Source organism: Salmonella sp. GDC200615, from assembly GCF_050574145.1.
In the GTDB taxonomy this organism is placed as follows: Bacteria; Pseudomonadota; Gammaproteobacteria; order Enterobacterales; family Enterobacteriaceae; genus Salmonella; species Salmonella enterica.
In genome coordinates this window covers 550,543-568,963 of record NZ_CP192247.1, presented here as the reverse complement: position 1 = coordinate 568,963, position 18,421 = coordinate 550,543, and the positions used below count along the sequence as shown (strand labels likewise).

The window sequence follows — 18,421 nt, the reverse complement described above, 5'->3', positions numbered from 1 at the left end:
GCCGGATAAAGCGCTTGCGCTGTCATCCGGCAAATTTGTCGCATGTGAGGTTATTGGCTTAACAGACCGTTTTTACGCGCCTGATCTTCCCACTGCGGTACGACCGTTTTCAGGAAGTCCTGCTTCTCCGCGTTGATTTGTTGCATATTCAAACCAATCGCTTTCTGCGCCTTCTCTTTCGTCGAAATATCCGGCAGCGGAATTTCATGGGTAATGCCTTTGGTCGCCAGCAGTCGCGCCAGTTTAGTACGGGCATCCGCGGCTTTATCCATCGCACTGCCTAACATCCGTAGACCTTCTTCCGGGGCATGCATATGAATACCGTGTGACGCAATCGCCAGATCCCAACGCCACTGCGCGTGGCGAATATCGTTCAGAATCGGTTTCATTTCCGCGTCTGTCGCCCCCGCATCCCATGCGGCTTTCGCTTCGAAGTGCGCATGTACCAGCTGATCTTCAACCTTGATTTTCAGGTCATGAATCGCCTGTTTACGCTCGGCGACCACTTTTTGCAGGGACGCTTTGTCCTGGGTGTGGCAGTTGGCGCAGGTTTGCGCGAAATTGTCGAACGGGTTGCCGATTTTATGGTCGGTGCAGAGCTTGCCTTCGGCGTTCTGTACTTTCGGCATGTGGCAGTCGATACAGGTCACGTTGTTCTTACCGTGAATGCCCGCGCTCCAGGTTTCATATTCCGGGTGCTGCGCTTTGAGCATTGGGGTTTTCGACAGCGAGTTAGTCCAGTCAGAGAAGGCGATGGCGTCGTAGTATTGCTCCATATTTTCGACCTTCATGCCTTCATCCCACGGGAACTTAACGGCTTTGTTTTTACCGTCAAAGTAGTACTCCACGTGGCACTGACCGCAGACCATCGATTGCTGATCAAATCGTCCCGCTTTATCAAACGGTTTGCCGATAGCCTCCATCGCCCGTTCGGCATAGGGGCGCGACAACGTTAACGCTGGCTTCCCCTGGGCGAAATCGTCCGACGCGGTGTTATGACAGTCGGCACAGCCCAAATCGTTGACAATTTCCGGGCCGCCGCGCGCCCATTTGCCATGGAAGTAGCCGTCTTCGCCTTCTTGTTGGATAAGGCGCGCGACATCGGGGCTTTTACAACTCCAGCAGGCCATCGGCAGCGGGCCGTCTTCCGCCGTTTTTGGCGCGCCGGTACGCAGTGTTTCGCGCACGTCAGTTACCGCATACGCGTGGCCGCGTGGTTTGTTGTAATCACGGGAGAAGGGATAGCCCGCCCACAGGATCACCAGACGAGGGTCTTCCGCCAGCGCATCTTCACGGGCAGACTGTTCTGACGTCGCTTTCCATGACTGATATTGGTCGGGGTGTTGAGGCGCGAACATTTCATTTTTCGCTTCAACAGTAACGGTTTTTGCGGATTCAGGCGTTTGCTCAGCGTAAACAGAGGTAATGAAGAAAAAAGGAAATATAAGGCTGAAGAAACGGCGTGCGCGTAGTGTTTTCCTTGCCATAGAGGTCTCATCCAGATTGCGCCATTATCTTTAATGGCGATTTTTTATCGTTTTCCATAACAGCAACCGCACAAATACTGTTATTACATTGATCTCCTCTATGTGTAACAAATAACCACACTTAAAATGTTGTCTTTAATCAATTGTAAGTGTATGTAAAATACCACTTTAGAGTTAGTAACCTGGACAAAACTCCCTCTCTTTTCTGATTTCCGGACACGGATCACTTTTTTAAAAAATTTCATATAACGTCATGTTATTCCGAAAATTTATCTAATTTTGCGGGACACAATCAAAAAATAGATTGCTGCTTATTTGCACAGTTCCCTTTTTGCGTGATCTGTCGCCCAAATACTAAACAAAACTTATTAAGACCCTACATTTAACGTTTATGCGACATATTATTAACATCCTACAAGGAGAACAACAGCATGAGCCAAACACATAAACACGCCATTCCCGCCAACATTGCGGATCGTTGCCTGATAAATCCAGAGCAGTATGAGACTAAATATAAACAGTCTATTAACGACCCCGATACGTTTTGGGGCGAACAGGGAAAAATTCTCGATTGGATCACGCCGTACCAAAAAGTGAAAAACACCTCCTTTGCGCCAGGCAATGTGTCGATTAAATGGTACGAGGACGGCACGCTGAATCTGGCGGCGAACTGTCTTGACCGCCATTTGCAGGAAAATGGCGATCGCACCGCCATTATCTGGGAAGGCGATGACGCGTCGCAGAGTAAACATATCTCTTATCGCGAACTGCATCGCGATGTCTGCCGTTTCGCGAATACGCTGCTGGATCTGGGCATTAAAAAAGGCGATGTGGTAGCGATTTATATGCCGATGGTGCCGGAAGCGGCGGTGGCAATGTTGGCCTGCGCCCGCATCGGTGCGGTGCATTCGGTGATCTTCGGGGGCTTCTCGCCGGAAGCCGTCGCCGGACGCATTATCGACTCCAGCTCGCGGCTGGTGATCACCGCTGACGAAGGTGTACGTGCCGGACGCAGTATCCCGCTGAAAAAGAATGTCGATGACGCGCTGAAAAACCCGAATGTCACTAGCGTTGAGCATGTGATCGTCCTGAAGCGCACCGACAGCGACATTGACTGGCAAGAAGGCCGCGACCTGTGGTGGCGCGATTTGATTGAAAAAGCCAGCCCTGAGCACCAGCCTGAAGCGATGAATGCCGAAGATCCGCTGTTTATCCTTTATACCTCCGGCTCCACCGGAAAGCCGAAAGGCGTGCTGCACACCACCGGCGGCTATCTGGTCTACGCCGCGACCACCTTTAAGTATGTCTTTGATTATCACCCTGGCGATATTTACTGGTGTACCGCCGATGTGGGTTGGGTGACGGGGCACAGCTATCTGTTGTATGGCCCGCTGGCCTGCGGCGCGACCACCTTAATGTTTGAAGGCGTGCCGAATTGGCCAACGCCCGCTCGCATGTGCCAGGTGGTCGACAAACACCAGGTCAACATTCTTTATACCGCCCCGACGGCTATCCGCGCGCTGATGGCGGAAGGCGATAAAGCCATTGAAGGCACCGACCGTTCTTCACTGCGCATTCTGGGTTCCGTCGGCGAGCCGATCAATCCCGAAGCGTGGGAATGGTACTGGAAGAAGATCGGCAAGGAAAAATGTCCGGTCGTCGACACCTGGTGGCAGACTGAAACAGGCGGTTTTATGATCACGCCGCTACCAGGCGCTATCGAACTGAAAGCCGGTTCCGCCACCCGTCCTTTCTTTGGCGTACAGCCTGCGCTGGTGGATAACGAAGGCCATCCGCAAGAAGGCGCGACGGAAGGCAATCTGGTCATCACCGATTCCTGGCCGGGCCAGGCGCGCACTCTGTTCGGCGATCATGAACGTTTTGAGCAGACCTATTTCTCTACCTTTAAGAATATGTATTTCAGCGGCGACGGCGCGCGTCGCGATGAGGACGGCTATTACTGGATCACCGGTCGCGTGGATGACGTGTTAAACGTCTCCGGCCACCGTCTGGGTACGGCGGAAATCGAGTCAGCGCTGGTGGCGCATCCGAAGATCGCCGAAGCGGCGGTGGTGGGTATTCCACACGCTATCAAAGGCCAGGCGATTTACGCTTATGTGACGCTCAACCACGGCGAGGAGCCGTCGCCAGAACTGTACGCGGAGGTGCGCAACTGGGTACGTAAAGAGATTGGCCCACTGGCGACGCCGGACGTGCTGCACTGGACCGACTCACTGCCAAAAACCCGTTCCGGCAAAATTATGCGCCGCATTTTGCGCAAAATCGCGGCGGGCGATACCAGCAATCTGGGCGATACCTCGACTCTCGCCGATCCTGGCGTGGTGGAGAAACTGCTCGAAGAGAAGCAGGCCATCGCGATGCCGTCATAACCATAAATGCCGGATGGCAACGCGAACGCGTTTTATCCGGCCTACGACCCTACCCCTGCCCTCTCTCAAACCGGGAGAGGGAAATATAAAAAACCCTCCCCCAAAGGATTTCGTGTTACAGGAAGGCGGCAAGCGAGCACACCCTCAGCAGCATAGTTCAAGTTCACTATGTGGCTGGGGCGCGCGAGTGCGGCTAACGCGCCTGTAGCGCGAAAGACGCAGGGGGACCTCTGGAGAGCTCTGTGATGAATGACCAAATTTATCAGCGGATAGAAGACAGTGCGCGTTTCAGGGAATTAGTTGAAAAACGGCAACGGTTTGCCACGATTCTGTCGGTTATCATGCTGACGGTTTATATCAGCTTTATTTTACTGATCGCCTTCGCGCCTGGCTGGCTGGGCACGCCTCTACATGCGGGAACCAGCGTCACCCGAGGAATTCCCATTGGCGTCGGGGTGATTGTGATTTCTTTTGTGTTGACCGGAATTTATATCTGGCGGGCGAACGGCGAATTCGATCGTCTTAATAACGCCGTACTGCATGAGGTGAAAGCATTATGAAGAGAGTTCTGACGGCGCTTGCCGCCGCACTCCCCTTCGCCGCTCATGCGGCTGATGCCATTAGCGGCGCGGTTGAACGCCAGCCCACCAACTGGCAGGCGATTATCATGTTTTTGATTTTCGTCGTGTTTACGCTCGGTATTACCTACTGGGCCTCTAAACGCGTACGTTCCCGTAGCGACTACTACACGGCTGGCGGCAATATCACCGGGTTCCAGAACGGGCTGGCGATTGCCGGCGACTATATGTCCGCCGCGTCATTTCTCGGCATTTCCGCGCTGGTGTTTACCTCCGGTTATGACGGGCTGATCTATTCGCTGGGCTTTCTTGTCGGCTGGCCAATCATCCTGTTTTTGATTGCCGAGCGCCTGCGTAATCTGGGACGTTATACTTTTGCTGACGTTGCCTCTTATCGCCTGAAACAGGGGCCAATCCGTATTCTTTCGGCCTGTGGCTCCCTGGTAGTGGTGGCGCTTTATCTCATCGCCCAAATGGTCGGCGCCGGTAAACTGATTGAACTGCTGTTCGGCCTCAACTATCACATCGCCGTGGTGCTGGTCGGCGTGCTGATGATGATGTACGTGCTGTTCGGCGGGATGCTGGCGACAACGTGGGTGCAAATTATCAAAGCCGTCCTGTTGCTGTTTGGCGCCAGTTTTATGGCCTTTATGATGATGAAACACGTCGGCTTTAGCTTCAATAATCTGTTTACCGAAGCCATGGCGGTACACCCGAAAGGCACGGCGATTATGAGCCCAGGAGGATTGGTGCAAGATCCGATTTCGGCATTGTCGTTGGGTCTGGGACTGATGTTCGGCACCGCCGGCTTGCCGCATATTCTGATGCGTTTCTTTACGGTCAGCGATGCCCGCGAGGCGCGCAAGAGCGTGTTCTATGCCACCGGTTTTATGGGCTATTTCTACATTCTGACCTTTATTATCGGCTTCGGCGCTATCATGCTGGTGGGGGCGAATCCCGCCTATAAAGATGCGGCGGGCGCGCTGATTGGCGGCAATAACATGGCGGCGGTGCATCTGGCCAACGCGGTAGGCGGCAACCTGTTCCTCGGCTTTATTTCGGCAGTGGCGTTTGCCACCATTCTGGCGGTGGTCGCCGGTCTGACGCTGGCGGGCGCATCGGCGGTGTCGCATGACTTGTACGCCAACGTGTTCCGCAAAGGCGCAACCGAACGTGAAGAGCTGAAGGTGTCGAAAATCACCGTCCTGGTGCTGGGCGTGATCGCCATTATCCTCGGCGTCCTGTTTGAAAATCAGAACATCGCCTTTATGGTGGGCCTGGCGTTTGCTATCGCCGCGAGCTGCAACTTCCCCATCATTCTGCTTTCCATGTACTGGTCAAAACTGACCACGCGCGGCGCTATGCTGGGCGGCTGGTTAGGTTTACTGACAGCGGTGGTGCTGATGATTCTTGGCCCTACCATTTGGGTGCAGATCCTCGGCCACGAAAAAGCGATCTTCCCGTATGAGTATCCGGCGCTGTTCTCTATCAGTGTGGCGTTCCTGGGGATCTGGTTTTTCTCGGCCACCGATAACTCGGCAGAAGGCAACCGTGAACGTGAGCAGTTCCGCGCTCAGTTTATCCGCTCCCAAACGGGATTCGGCGTAGAACAAGGGCGTGCGCATTAATCTTACCGTTTCCTCCGGCCCCGTGGGTCGGAGGAAAATCAGAACATCACCCTCGCCACCAGCGGGGCTGCCAGCACCATCACCACGCCGGACAGCATCATTACCAGACTGGCGACGACGCCCTCCTGCTGACCAAGTTCATAGGAACGCGCCGTGCCCGCCCCATGTGACGCCGCGCCGAATCCTGCCCCTTTTGCCATGCCTTCCCGGATAGAGAGACGCAAAAATAGCGCGTCGCCGACCGCCATGCCAAACACGCCAGTGACGACCACGAACAGCGCCACCAGATCTGGCTGCCCGCCCAGGGGTTCTGCCGCCGCCAGCGCAAACGGCGTAGTAACGGAACGTACCGCCAGACTACGCTGAATCTCATCCGATAACGTGAACAGACGCGCCAGCCAAACGGAACTGGTGACTGCCACCACCGTCGCCGTCACTACGCCCGCGGTGAGCGACATCCAGTGACGTTTGATAATCGCGAGGTTATCGTACACCGGCACCGCAAAGGCAATAGTCGCCGGGCCGAGCAGCCACAATAGCCAGTGCGATTCACCAATATAGTTTTGCCAGGAGATATGACCGAACACCAGCATTAACACCAGCAGTGCCGGCGTCAACACTAATGGCATCAACGGCAGTTTGCGAAAACGGCGATACAGACGCTTATTGGCGAAGTAAATCCCCAGCGTAATCACCAGACACAGTACGCTTAACTGAACGTTATTCACGGTTTAGCCTACTCATCTCATAGCGATACACTTTATCCACCACCCACGCCGTCGCGCCGAGTACCATTAAGGTACTGATCGCTATCACCGAGAAGATGCGCCAGCCGTCCACCAGTAACAGATGGGCATAGTTCACTACCGCCACGACGGCGGGAACAAAGAATAACAGCATCTCCGCCAGCAGCCAGCGTGCGCCTGCGCGTACCCAGCTAAGCGGAATAATCCGGCAAACGATCAGCGCCAACATAAGCACCATGCCGACCAGATTCGCGGGCAACGGCAGGTGCAGCCAGGAGACAAGATATTGGGAAAAAATGAATAAACCTGCATAGAGCAGTACCTGAACCGGTACCTGGAGTCGTTGCACAACGGCAGGCGTAACGCGGCTTATCGCCACAGCCATGAGGGAATGTCCTGAAAAATAATACGGAGCGCCAGTATAGAGAACCTCCGTCACGGGCAGAAATGAATTAAAATCATTGCAGGCATAGTCGGAAGGAATAATCATGGATATCAGAACGCTGCGTTATTTTGTCGAGGTGGTGCGCCAGCAAAGTTTCACCCGCGCAGCGGAGAAGTTATTTGTCACCCAGCCCACCATTAGCAAGATGCTGAAAAATCTTGAAGATGAGCTTAACTGTACGCTACTGATCCGCGACGGACGTAAGTTATTGCTGACCGATACCGGACGCGTGGTGTTTGAACGCGGTCTGGCGATCCTCGCTGAGTTTCGCCAGTTAGAGGCCGAGTTGAGCGATATTAACCATCTCAATAAGGGCGTGCTGCGGCTGGGTATTCCCCCGATGGTCGGCATGTTGATGGCCGGGCCAATCAGTTTGTTTCGACAACGCTACCCTGGCGTTGAACTCAAAATTTCGGAGTTTGGCGGCCTGACGGTACAGCAGGCGGTAATGAATGGCGAGCTGGATGTTGCGATGACCGCGCTCCCGGTGGAAGAAGCGAGCGGGCTGACGACGTTATCGCTGTTCAGTCATCCGCTGTGCGTGCTGGTTCCCCGTTCCGGTCAGTGGACAACCTGCGACTCCATCGCGCCTGAAGCTCTGGCGGAGCATCCTCTTCTTATCTATAACGAAGACTTTGCCCTGAGCCGCCAGTTGATGACCTTATTTAGCCAGCATGACGTAAAACCACGGATTGCCGTGCGCAGCGGGCAATGGGATTTTCTCGCCGCCATGGTGCAAGCGGGCGTCGGCATCGCCATTTTGCCGGAGCCGATTTGTCAGCGTCTGGATAAGGCCACGCTGCGCTGGCTACCGCTGGAAAGCGATCTCCGCTGGCAGTTGGGCATGATTTGGCGCGAGGGCGTGTATCTGTCGCACAGCGCCCGGGCATGGTTAACCTGTTGCGAAGGGTTTTGGCTGAAACAACCGTAAGCCATGGGTTAAGACCCTTGCCGGATGGCGGCGCAAGCACCTTATCCGGCCTACTTGTAGGCCCGGTAAGCATGGCGCCACCGGGCCACAAGGACTACTGATTTTCTATCAGTAGCGCTTCCATCAAATCCAGGTCGTGCAGCAGCTTTTGCAATGTTTCATTGCTGATTTCTCGCGTGGCGCGCAGATGATACAACTCGGCGCGTTCGGAACGCAGCGCCGCCAGACGGAAACGTCGCTCCAGGTTTTCTTCCTGTATGGAGCTTTCGACATCGTTTCGCCCATCGGCACGGCGACGCAAGTTACCAATGACACGTGAGCTTACTTCAGTAAGCAACTGATTATCGATGTTTTCTTCGGTATCCGCCGCCAAACGCTCTTCCATTTTCTGAATGGCAACAATCGCCACTTCCGCCGTCGCCGCACGGGCGATACGCTCCTCTTTCAACTGTTGCGCATGATCGGCGACTTCCAGATGTTGCAACAGCAGCGGCAGCATGATCACACCGACAAACAACGAGAACAGAATGACGCCAGCCGCCAGGAATACCAGTTCATAACTCGCCGGAAATCCGCTGCCATCCGGCAAAAGTAACGGTATAGAGAGCACACCAGCCAGGGTGATCGCCCCACGAACGCCAGCGAAGGAAGCAATCAGAATTTCACGCGACGTCCAGCTGGCGAACTCCATCGGTTTCTTCTTCAAAAAGCGCAGGCTGAACTTTTTCATGGTCCACAGCCAGCCGAAGCGAACCAGCATCAATGCCGCATAAATCAGCACGATATCGGTAAAGAGCATCCAGGTTTCGACATTCGGGTCAGCTTCCGCCGCCGCCAGCGAAGATTCCAGAATCCCCGGCAGTTGCAGTCCCAACAGCAGAAAGACCATACCGTTAAAGACAAATTCCAGCATCGCCCAGGTACTGTTCGCGCGCAAACGCATTGCCAGCGGCGCGCGGCGCATTACGCCAGAACGGGTGATGGTCATCCCGGCGGCAACCGCGGCCAGGATGCCTGAGACGCCAATATGTTCGGCAATCAGGTAAGACGCGAAGGGCAGCAGAAACAGCAGGACGATTTGCGTCGCGGGTTCATCGCCGCCCCAGCGGCTCAAAAAACGCAGCGAGCGGCCATACAGCCAACTGACCACAAAACCCGCCAGAATACCGCCGATAGCGACCTTAAAAAATTCCAGCGTCGCGCCGCCGACGGTAAAGACCATCGTCCCCATCGCCACCGCGACGGCGAATTTCAGCGATACCAGACCGGAGGCGTCGTTCATTAACGCCTCTCCCTGCAGAATGCCCATGATTTTTTTCGGGATACGCCCCTCGCCCACAATTCCGGAGAGCGCTACCGCATCGGTCGGTGACAGCACGGCGGCCAGCGCAAAGGCGGGGATCAGCGGAATGCCGGGCACCAGCCAATAAATCAGGAAGCCGATTCCCACGACCGTTACCAGGACCAGCGCCAGCGCCAGCCCGAAAATCTCTCGTCCATGCTCAAGAAATTCACGGGTCGGCGTCTTCCAGCCATCCGCAAACAGCAGCGGCGGAATAAACAGCACCAGGAAGAGTTCCGGGTCGAATTCCACATGCAAACCAAACGTCGGCCACGCCAACAGCGCGCCAATGGCGATCTGCATAAGGGGTAAAGGAAGCTGGAAGGGTAATACACGCGTAAATACCCCCGACAGCGAGACCACAAGGGTCATGATGAGTATTGTGAAGAAAATTTCCATGCGTTCCCTGTTTGCGATGTTTTTTATGATGGAGAGAGGCATCATGCCTCGGTTTCACCTTCTTCAGATTAACGCAAAAGGTAACGTGATGTGTCCTGAAAATGAAAACGGGCGACCAACGCCGCCCGTTTTTCAGAATGAAGGCAGAACTAGATAGCCCAGCCGCCGGCATAAAAAGCGACCAGCGCGACCGCAATGACGACAGTTCCGATATTCAGCTTACGCCATTCACCGGAAACCAGACGCCCGACGACCAGCGTGGCAAAGCCGATCATAATCCCGGTGACGATGTTACAGGTCAGTACAATAAATACGGCCGTTACCAGCCCCGCCATCGCATCGACGAAATCAGCAAAATCGATTTTCGCCACGTTACTCAGCATCAGCAGACCGACATACATGAGCGCCGGGGCGGTTGCGTAGACGGGAACGAGATAAGAGAGCGGCGAAAGAAACAGGATCAGCAAAAACAGCACGCCCACGGTAATCGCCGTCAGGCCCGTTTTACCACCCGCCGCCGTACCGGCCGCAGACTCGATATACACCGCGGCTGGCGCCGCCCCGACCAGGCCGGAGAAAACGCTACTCAGTGAGTCGGTGGTTAGCGCTTTGCCGCCATCGATAATTTGTCCGTCTTTGTCCAGCAGATTAGCCTGCCCTGCGACCGCACGAATCGTGCCGGTCGCATCAAACACCGCCGTCATCACCAGCGCCAGCACGCTTGGCAGAACGACAGGGTTTAACGCGCCCATAATATCCAGGCTGCCGATCAGCGAGTTGCCGTTTTCATCGCTCAACGAAGGCATGGCGAAAATGCCGGAAAAATGGACGTTAGGATCGAAGAGCAAACCCACAATAGAAATGCCAATAATGGTCAACAGAATGCCGCCGGGGACTTTCAGCTTTTCCAGACCGAGAATAACAGCCAGACCCACAAGCGACATAATCACCGGGAAGGTATCGAAATCGCCCAGCGCGACCGGCAGGCCATCCAGCGGGTTTTTAATGACCAGGCCGACGCCGTTGGCGGCAATCAGCAACAAAAACAGGCCAATACCGATACCGGTTCCGTGGGCCACGCCCTGCGGCAAGTTACGCAAAATCCAGCTACGAATGCCGGTGGCGGAGATAACGGTAAACAGTACGCCCATCAGGAATACGGCGCCAAGCGCGACCGGGACGCTAATATGCTGCCCCAGGACCAGGCTAAACGCGGTAAACGCTGTCAACGATATAGCACAACCGATAGCCAGCGGCAGATTCGCCCATAGCCCCATAACAATAGAGCCGACGCCTGCGACCAGGCAGGTCGCTACAAAGACGGCGGCAGGCGGGAACCCGGCTTTACCCAGCATCCCTGGCACCACGATGACGGAGTAAACCATCGCGAGAAACGTGGTTAAGCCAGCAACGACTTCCTGGCGAACGGTGCTCCCGCGTTGTGAAATTTTAAACCAGGCGTCGAGTGAACCGCCGGTACGCGCTGAAGGCGTAGACATAGAAAACATCCCCTGAGAATTTATTATTCGTCGGTATACGTGGGAGGTAATCCACTAACAGCGCAACGTTATCTCCTTGTGCTACATTTACGACAGCCGGGGCGCCGCAAAAAAAGCAAACGTTTAGCTCCACGTATACAAAACGGGTGGCAAAAAAAAGCAAACGATTATCCAGCGATCATCAACGCTTTTTCAACTGAACTTTGCCGCTTTTTATGCTTTTCTGCTTAGTATGCTCAATAAATAGCCAGACGATGCGCAAACGTTATCGTCCCTGCGCAATCCAGCAACAATTTTTCGCATCGCTGTTAGCAAATACGTTGCGCAATCTGCTCACAAAAACGCCATTATCCGCCGGAAATGGTAAACGGACCGCCCTGCTGAATCGCTCGCTGCCAGGCTGGACGCATTTCTACCCGCGCTTTCCATGCGTTGATATGGTCGAGATGAGCGATTCCGCCTCGGGCAAGCAGCGCAAATAGCGGGAGGCTCATCTGGATATCCGCCATACTTAACTGCTCTCCGGCAAACCAGGGGTGATTTGCCAGATGCCCGTCAATAAAGCGCGCATGGGTTTCCAGTTGCGGATTGAGGTACGCTTTTTGCGCGCCCTTACCGATAACGCCGCCCAACGTTCGCAGGCCCAATGGGACCGGCGGTTTACCCAGAGAGGTAAAGAGCAGTCTCATCAATAGCAAGGGCATGAGCGAACCTTCAGCGTAATGTAGCCAGAATCGATAGTGTTGTTTTCCCTGCGCATCCGCAGGCTTAAAGCGTCCGATATTGTCGTAAGTGTCCTGCAAATATTCCAGGATGGCGCCCGATTCCGCAATAACCATACCGTGATCTTCGATAACCGGAGACTTGCCCAGCGGATGCACTTTTTTCAATGCCGGCGGCGCCAGCATGGTCTTTTCACGCTGGTAACGCACAATCTGGTAAGGCAACGCCAGCTCTTCCAGCGCCCAGAGGATGCGCTGCGAACGAGACTGATTTAAATGGTGCACCGTCAGCATGGCTGTCTCCTGTAAGGTATGCCAACTAACTATAGAAAATTATGGCAGTTGCCGTAAAAATTTCGGCTAAAAAATCAGCATTTCGCTGGCGAACAGGGCGTCGTCGCTTACACTTACAGTATCAACACAAACCGGAACCTCCACCATGTGCTCGATATGAGGGGTGTTGACGTCGGGGGAAACCCTCCTGTAATCAGCGGGATAGAGCGAAAGACAAAGACCGGAAACAAACTAAAGCGCCCTTAGCGGCGCTTTAGTTTTAGGTGAACTCAGCCCGATGGCCGAGTGCATGTTAATCATCTTCAAGCAGCCGGGCGCCCGTCCCGTGTTCGCCAAGCCTGTCGCCTGGATTTCGCAGCGGACAGTCGCTACGCGATAAACAGCCGCAGCCGATACAACCGTCCAGCTCATCGCGCAACGCCACCAGCGTATGAATACGTCGGTCTAACTCTTCGCGCCACTGCGAGGAGAGCTGCTTCCACTCTTTCGCGCTTAACGTATGTCCTTCCGGCAAGATACCAAACGCGTCGCCGATAGTTGCCAGCGGGATGCCGATACGCTGGGCGATCTTGATAATCGCGACATAACGCAACACGTCACGCTTGTATCGCCGTTGGTTACCGCTATTACGGATACTGGTAATTAGCCCTTTGCTTTCATAGAAGTGCAGGGCGGACACAGCAACACCGCTACGTTTCGCAACTTCCCCCGGCGTCAGTAAGGCTTTTAAACGGGGAGATTTTTTTTCCATAAATCGCTTTACCTCAAGTTAACTTGAGGAATTATACTCGCCCGCAGACAAAACGACGAATCGAATACTGTTTAAGAGGCAACAATATGTCGCATCAGCAGATAATTCAGACCCTTATCGAATGGATTGATGAACATATCGACCAACCGCTAAACATTGATGTGGTGGCAAAAAAATCGGGCTACTCCAAGTGGTATTTGCAGCGGATGTTTCGTACGGTAACGCATCAAACATTAGGCGAGTATATTCGCCAGCGCCGTCTCCTGTTGGCGGCCGTTGAGCTACGAACGACCGAGCGCCCGATTTTTGATATCGCGATGGACCTGGGCTATGTATCGCAGCAAACCTTCTCGCGTGTATTCCGCCGCGAGTTCGATCGCACTCCCAGCGATTACCGTCACCGCCTGTAGGGCCTCTGCCCGCGTATCGTCAGAGGCGCGGGCGTTTGTTGTAACCAGGCGATGAATTCCTGCGGTGGCAACGCCTTCGCAAAGTGCCATCCCTGACAATACTGAACGCCGCGTTTTAGCAACCAGCTAACCTGTTCAGCCGTTTCAACCCCCTCAGCAATGATTTTTAGCCGCAAACTTTGCGCCATTTCAATAATATGTTCCACAATCAAATGGCTGGCGCTATTAGTGGTTAGCGTGTCGACAAAAGATTTATCAATTTTTAAAAGGTCGACATTTAATGAGTACAGGTTATGCAAGTTCGAATAGCCGGTACCAAAGTCATCAATTGCCACCTCGTATCCCGCCTGGCGAAACGCCTGAATAATCGGCGTCATTTTAGGCACATCAATAAATCCGCGCTCGGTCACTTCAACTTTTATCTGTTGCGCAAGCACTGAATGCTGACGCGTTTTTTCATGAATCATCACAATTAGCCGGGAAGAGAGAAAATCAGCGGCAGAGAGATTGATAGAGACATAAAGATGCGGGTGCGCGGCCAGAAAACCACCTAAATCATTAAATACCTCTTCGACGACATAATCGGTGATCTGCTCAATCATCCCCTCTTTTTCCGCCAGCGGAATAAATTCGCACGGGCTCATCACCGGACCGTGATAGCCCGGCCAACGCAATAGCGCTTCGGCACCTACACATGTCCCGTTTCGGATATCAATGATCGGCTGATAATGAAGGCAAAGCTGGTGCCTGGTAATGGCCCGTTGCAGCAATCGACGCGGTGAGTAATATGCCTGCCGGGATCGTGACCACATAAATAAGACGATAATGCTACAGATGATCCCTAACGGTAGCGTTAACGTAAGCTGATGAAAGAGGTTCTGGTAAAAGCGTTGCTTTGAGGTTGAAACAATCGTGGCAACCGGTCGTTTTGCTGATTTAACCAGAGTATAAAAACGCTCACCCTGTTGGAACACAGGTTCACTCCGTCGTACCAAAGGTAATAGCTGATCAGCCTGCGCCTGTTCACTCAGGGAGAAAAAGGTGTTGGTCACCGTATCATACATTCCCCAGGCCAACGCCGGATCGTCTGACATCACCTCGCTATAAGATAAGGGATTGATAACCGCGACATAGTTTCCCCGCTGCATATATGTCATTTTATAACCGTTGAAAAAAGGCGTATCACGATAGTAATAAATAGCGATGTCAGGCTTTCGTTTATAGTCAGCGCGGGGAATAAAATAAGGACTTGTTGGCGTCATAACCGTAGAGCATAGAAAACGCTGGCCCTTAGCATAAATCAACTCATTAATGTACAAACGACCGCGGATAATATTCAGCATTCGCTGTTGATGGGCTGGCGTACAGGCTTGCCCCTGATATTGTTCAGCGGCATCGCGGGCTAAATCTGCTTGCAGGATAACCCGCTCCGTTTTATCTAATACCAACTGCGCAAATGAATGTAACTGATTTCTGGTTTCAGAGACTGCCCGGATATGAGCAAACCAGATCGCCAGCAATATAGGAAGTAACACCACAATGATCGTTCCGAGAAATCTCAACACCTTGCGTCGTGTGCTTTGACTCATTTTCAGCCTATTTCCCTGCATTATTTGTGACTATTGTTGGCAAAATAAGACGTGAACCAAATGGAGGTTTACGGTGCATGAATTTATCAATATTAGCAACAGACTTTTACCGATCAACATTTACCATTAATAACTACGCGCAATCTCTTTCGCATACCAGGCAGGACACTAAATATTTTTGATAATATCAGATTTATACTCAAGTAAACGATGGGGTATACATCTTTACTCCTTTCTTTTGATAAATAACTTGATATTTTTATCAGGTCTGAATTTCACGAAAAAAATAAAAGAGTAGTAATAATACATCTTTGCTTTCCGGCAGTTTCTCTACGGACGCGTAGAATTCACACAAAAAATACGGTTATAAAACGCACAAAAAATACATTGCCGATCTGGCGAACAAGCTGTTTTTTGTGATATAGTTCACAAAAACAATGAAATAGAAACAATGTTTCATTCGATGTTGATGTGATGTCCGTTGATAGCCAGAATGTCCCACGTTTCCCGGGAACAACGCCGTGCTGTCCTGGACAAAGGTCTATTCAGAGGAAATGTTTCATGGCTGCCATAACCACTGGTGTCGTTCTTCTCCGCTGGCAACTGCTGAGCGCCGTGCTCATGTTTTTAGCCAGCACGCTCAATATCCGTTTCCGTAAATCAGATTATATTGGTCTGGCGGTGATCAGTAGCGGTCTGGGCGTGGTATCCGCCTGCTGGTTTGCCACCGGTTTACTCGGTATTACCATGATGGATCTCGCTGCGATCTGGCATAACATTGAAGCCGTAATGGTCGAAACGATGAGCCAGACCCCGCCAGAATGGCCGATGGTGCTGACCTGATACGCTATCGCTGCCGCTGAAGCCGCCCACCGGTTATCTCAACGCGGAATCGCGCGCCAGGGGTAGCCTTGCGCACCATCACGTCCCTCGCATTGCCGTTGATGAGGGCCGCCAGGTGTGGTTATCCAAAAATGGCAAGTGGAATAGCCCTAACAGAATCGAGCTAAACTTATTGAAGACGTTGCCGACTCGTTAAATGACAAAAAAGACCCGTTTGTGCAACGGGTCTTTTTTATTAAGCAGTACCACCTGATAACAGCGACAAGCGCTGCTTATTTTACATTAATAATTTATCCGGAGAACAATCACGGATTATTTTTCCACCTTTCATTACCAGGACCCGGTCAAAATACTTTATCAGATATCGACGATGCGTCACCATGATCAACGTTTTCCCATGAATAAACTCATCTAAGTTATCAAAAATTTGCTTCTCGGTATTCTCATCCAGATTTGATGTTGGTTCATCCCATAAAAAGACGCTGGCGTCACTACTCAGACTACGTGCTAATAATAACTGCTGCTGCTGTCCGGATGACAGGTTTTTAGCCATAAAATTCACCGGAAACTTCAGCCCCATAGGATGTTGCAAGATAAAACCACAGTTCGCCAGCTGAAGCGCCTTGAGTACCCGGCCCCTGTCGTTTTGCGGTTTTAACGCGAAATTACTTTCAATGGTTCCGGTGAATAAAACATCATGTGTCGTCACCACGCTTAAATGCTGAGAAAAAAAGTTCTGCGATAAATGTCCTAAGTTATATCCATCATATAAAATGGCACCGTCTGTTGGCGAAAGGTAGCCAGATAGCATTCCCAGTAATGAGCTTTTTCCTGCTCCGCATTCGCCTACCACCGCGACACGTTGCCCCGCAGGTATGTCTATAGACAGTCGGTTAATAATCATCGGAGATTGAGCATCATACTGATAACTCACGCCCCGGATAGAGATATCGCCATTGCACTTTGATATTGACTGTAATGCCGGTGTTTTTTCTGCCTGATCTTCATCAAAAAAAGAAAGCAGATCCTTACCGGTTTTTTCTGCTGATAAAATAGAGATTAATGTAGAAGAAAAATTCGAAATGATCCCGGAAATACGGCCAGAGACAATGACAGATGAAACAATTGCGCCAGTAGTAACATCACCCTTGATTACCATAAAAAAGGCTATTACCATAATAGTTATTTGGGTAATAGATGACATACTCCCCAATATAGATTGATAGATAAGATTTAATTTCCTTATCTTCAGGTTAAGATACGACTGTTCATTTGACGTATTAACCCAATCAAAAAGTAAACCTTGATTATTTAAGGTATGGATCATTTTAATAGATAAGAAAACTTCTGAGATAAAAATATTCCTGTTCTTCTGTCCTTCTTTTTGTTTGTTCATTAACTCATTAGTATAATGGTGGTTAACGAGGGAAATAATAATAGAGACGATAAACATGGTAATAGGTACAATAACAACCAGACCTAAATTTACATATATAACAATGAGAAATATAATAAATATTGGAATATCGGCTATACGTTGAAAGATCGAGTTTAATAAAACGGGTTTAATTTTCTGAAACTCATTCCATAGCACAAATGCTGATGACATGGATCTGCCATTTTTCTTTTTACTATAAAGTACCGCTTCAAGAAATGCGATATCAATATCGACGTCATCCTGCCTTGCTGTGATAGACTGATAAATATCTTTCGAAGTACGAAGGATAAACTCAAAAACAATAAATACAGCAACAATTATAGCCACGCCAAATAAAGATGAAACCGAAGCGCTTGGAACAAGCTTATCATAGAACAGATTACTAAATACTGGGATAGTTAACGCAAAAATTGCCATAAAAAGAGATGAAAAAAAGTATTTAGTATAAAAAATCTTGTTCATCGATAAAGAGTTTTTTATGATATTTTTTACTCTTATACTATCAACAACTTTATTTAAAGGTAGTATACTAAATGCAGATAACTCTTTTAAATATTCATCTTCAATTTCAACATAACAGAGTTCACCGCGCGCGTTTACCAACTTTATTTTTTGCCCGCCACTCACACACACCATCCACTTCATTTCTGGTGTTAATAGTAAAATCGGCATAGGCTCATTTAGTAAATCCTCACCATTATTAAATAATATATCCTGTAGAGAAAGCCCTAACGACAAAAAGAAATTCTTCATTTGTATAGAGTCATCAGTGTTATTTCTGTCGTACTTTTTAAATCTTAAATTTATATCATCCTCTTTGATATCAATTTTTATGTTGAATTTTTTAGACACTATAGATAATGCCGTTTCCGCACTTAAATAATAAGGTTCTAGTTTTTTATCCATAAGTAAACCCCCTCACCCAAAGG

At 51.0% G+C, this 18,421-nt stretch carries 15 protein-coding genes; 6 read left to right on the top strand and 9 right to left on the bottom strand.

The features are described from left to right. Nucleotides 1–50: 50 nt before the first annotated feature. Nucleotides 51–1,487 (bottom strand): ammonia-forming nitrite reductase cytochrome c552 subunit, encoded by a 1,437-nt coding sequence (gene nrfA, locus ACQ29O_RS02610; protein ID WP_000101769.1) that lies wholly within the window; start codon nucleotides 1,485–1,487, stop codon nucleotides 51–53. Nucleotides 1,488–1,918: 431 nt separating this feature from the next. Here nrfA and acs point away from each other — a divergent pair, with 431 nt between their 5' ends. From acs to actP, 3 genes are all read left to right on the top strand, one after another. Further along, nucleotides 1,919–3,877: an acetate--CoA ligase gene (gene acs, locus ACQ29O_RS02605; protein WP_000083871.1), complete on the top strand. Its 1,959-nt coding sequence runs from the start codon at nucleotides 1,919–1,921 to the stop codon at nucleotides 3,875–3,877. A 245-nt stretch (nucleotides 3,878–4,122) separates the two neighbouring features. Next, nucleotides 4,123–4,437: a DUF485 domain-containing protein gene (locus ACQ29O_RS02600; RefSeq protein ID WP_000999623.1), complete on the top strand. Its 315-nt coding sequence runs from the start codon at nucleotides 4,123–4,125 to the stop codon at nucleotides 4,435–4,437. Then, entirely contained in the window at nucleotides 4,434–6,083 is a 1,650-nt protein-coding gene (gene actP / locus ACQ29O_RS02595) for a cation/acetate symporter ActP (RefSeq protein WP_000832523.1), read from the top strand. Before ACQ29O_RS02600 ends, actP begins: the two co-directional genes overlap by 4 nt. Before the next feature lie 38 nt (nucleotides 6,084–6,121). Here actP and ACQ29O_RS02590 read toward each other — a convergent pair whose 3' ends face one another. Continuing rightward, nucleotides 6,122–6,811, bottom strand: a complete 690-nt coding sequence (locus tag ACQ29O_RS02590) for an LrgB family protein (protein WP_001067096.1) — start codon at nucleotides 6,809–6,811, stop codon at nucleotides 6,122–6,124. Continuing rightward, nucleotides 6,804–7,214 carry a CidA/LrgA family protein gene (locus tag ACQ29O_RS02585; RefSeq protein WP_000257347.1) on the bottom strand — a complete coding sequence of 137 codons (411 nt, stop codon included), beginning with the start codon at nucleotides 7,212–7,214 and terminating at the stop codon, nucleotides 6,804–6,806. Before ACQ29O_RS02585 ends, ACQ29O_RS02590 begins: the two co-directional genes overlap by 8 nt. A gap of 103 nt (nucleotides 7,215–7,317) precedes the next feature. On the opposite strand from ACQ29O_RS02585, the gene ACQ29O_RS02580 reads away from it, so the two are divergent. Continuing rightward, nucleotides 7,318–8,205, top strand: coding sequence for a LysR family transcriptional regulator (locus ACQ29O_RS02580; protein WP_000354962.1), 888 nt, complete (start codon nucleotides 7,318–7,320; stop codon nucleotides 8,203–8,205). Between the two features lie 94 nt (nucleotides 8,206–8,299). On the opposite strand, the gene ACQ29O_RS02575 is transcribed toward ACQ29O_RS02580, so the two are convergent. From ACQ29O_RS02575 to soxR, 4 genes are all read right to left on the bottom strand, one after another. Next, nucleotides 8,300–9,946, bottom strand: a complete 1,647-nt coding sequence (locus ACQ29O_RS02575; RefSeq protein WP_001746837.1) for a Na+/H+ antiporter — start codon at nucleotides 9,944–9,946, stop codon at nucleotides 8,300–8,302. Between the two features lie 149 nt (nucleotides 9,947–10,095). Continuing rightward, nucleotides 10,096–11,445, bottom strand: coding sequence for a guanine/hypoxanthine transporter GhxP (ghxP, locus tag ACQ29O_RS02570; protein WP_000106907.1), 1,350 nt, complete (start codon nucleotides 11,443–11,445; stop codon nucleotides 10,096–10,098). Between the two features lie 347 nt (nucleotides 11,446–11,792). Further along, nucleotides 11,793–12,461, bottom strand: coding sequence for a glutathione S-transferase family protein (locus tag ACQ29O_RS02565; protein WP_000958573.1), 669 nt, complete (start codon nucleotides 12,459–12,461; stop codon nucleotides 11,793–11,795). A gap of 292 nt (nucleotides 12,462–12,753) precedes the next feature. Continuing rightward, complete coding sequence (soxR, locus tag ACQ29O_RS02560) at nucleotides 12,754–13,212, bottom strand: redox-sensitive transcriptional activator SoxR (protein ID WP_000412686.1); 459 nt, start codon at nucleotides 13,210–13,212, stop codon at nucleotides 12,754–12,756. 86 nt (nucleotides 13,213–13,298) lie between these two features. On the opposite strand from soxR, the gene soxS reads away from it, so the two are divergent. Continuing rightward, on the top strand, nucleotides 13,299–13,622 hold the full coding sequence (gene soxS / locus ACQ29O_RS02555) for a superoxide response transcriptional regulator SoxS (RefSeq protein ID WP_000019483.1): 324 nt from the start codon (nucleotides 13,299–13,301) through the stop codon (nucleotides 13,620–13,622). Here the strand turns inward: soxS and ACQ29O_RS02550 are convergent. Beyond that, the gene (locus ACQ29O_RS02550) at nucleotides 13,610–15,211 is read right to left on the bottom strand and encodes an EAL domain-containing protein (RefSeq protein WP_000083642.1); all 1,602 of its coding nucleotides are present in this window, start codon (nucleotides 15,209–15,211) and stop codon (nucleotides 13,610–13,612) included. The genes soxS and ACQ29O_RS02550 overlap by 13 nt on opposite strands. Before the next feature lie 561 nt (nucleotides 15,212–15,772). On the opposite strand from ACQ29O_RS02550, the gene ACQ29O_RS02545 reads away from it, so the two are divergent. Further along, a complete protein-coding gene (locus tag ACQ29O_RS02545; protein WP_000719058.1) occupies nucleotides 15,773–16,054 on the top strand; it encodes a YjcB family protein in 282 nt (93 codons plus the stop codon). A gap of 277 nt (nucleotides 16,055–16,331) precedes the next feature. Here ACQ29O_RS02545 and siiF read toward each other — a convergent pair whose 3' ends face one another. Further along, a complete protein-coding gene (gene siiF, locus ACQ29O_RS02540; protein ID WP_000358566.1) occupies nucleotides 16,332–18,398 on the bottom strand; it encodes an SPI-4 type I secretion system protein SiiF in 2,067 nt (688 codons plus the stop codon). Nucleotides 18,399–18,421: the final 23 nt, after the last annotated feature.

Coding starts and splice junctions, on each gene's coding strand:
- actP (WP_000832523.1), top strand. CDS start 4,434: ATGAAGAGAGTTCTGACGGCGCTTGCCGCCGCACTCCCCTTCGCCGCT.
- ACQ29O_RS02585 (WP_000257347.1), bottom strand. CDS start 7,214: ATGGCTGTGGCGATAAGCCGCGTTACGCCTGCCGTTGTGCAACGACTC.
- acs (WP_000083871.1), top strand. CDS start 1,919: ATGAGCCAAACACATAAACACGCCATTCCCGCCAACATTGCGGATCGT.
- siiF (WP_000358566.1), bottom strand. CDS start 18,398: ATGGATAAAAAACTAGAACCTTATTATTTAAGTGCGGAAACGGCATTA.
- ACQ29O_RS02600 (WP_000999623.1), top strand. CDS start 4,123: ATGAATGACCAAATTTATCAGCGGATAGAAGACAGTGCGCGTTTCAGG.
- ACQ29O_RS02545 (WP_000719058.1), top strand. CDS start 15,773: ATGGCTGCCATAACCACTGGTGTCGTTCTTCTCCGCTGGCAACTGCTG.
- soxR (WP_000412686.1), bottom strand. CDS start 13,212: ATGGAAAAAAAATCTCCCCGTTTAAAAGCCTTACTGACGCCGGGGGAA.
- ACQ29O_RS02580 (WP_000354962.1), top strand. CDS start 7,318: ATGGATATCAGAACGCTGCGTTATTTTGTCGAGGTGGTGCGCCAGCAA.
- ghxP (WP_000106907.1), bottom strand. CDS start 11,445: ATGTCTACGCCTTCAGCGCGTACCGGCGGTTCACTCGACGCCTGGTTT.
- ACQ29O_RS02565 (WP_000958573.1), bottom strand. CDS start 12,461: ATGCTGACGGTGCACCATTTAAATCAGTCTCGTTCGCAGCGCATCCTC.
- ACQ29O_RS02550 (WP_000083642.1), bottom strand. CDS start 15,211: ATGAGTCAAAGCACACGACGCAAGGTGTTGAGATTTCTCGGAACGATC.
- nrfA (WP_000101769.1), bottom strand. CDS start 1,487: ATGGCAAGGAAAACACTACGCGCACGCCGTTTCTTCAGCCTTATATTT.
- soxS (WP_000019483.1), top strand. CDS start 13,299: ATGTCGCATCAGCAGATAATTCAGACCCTTATCGAATGGATTGATGAA.
- ACQ29O_RS02575 (WP_001746837.1), bottom strand. CDS start 9,946: ATGGAAATTTTCTTCACAATACTCATCATGACCCTTGTGGTCTCGCTG.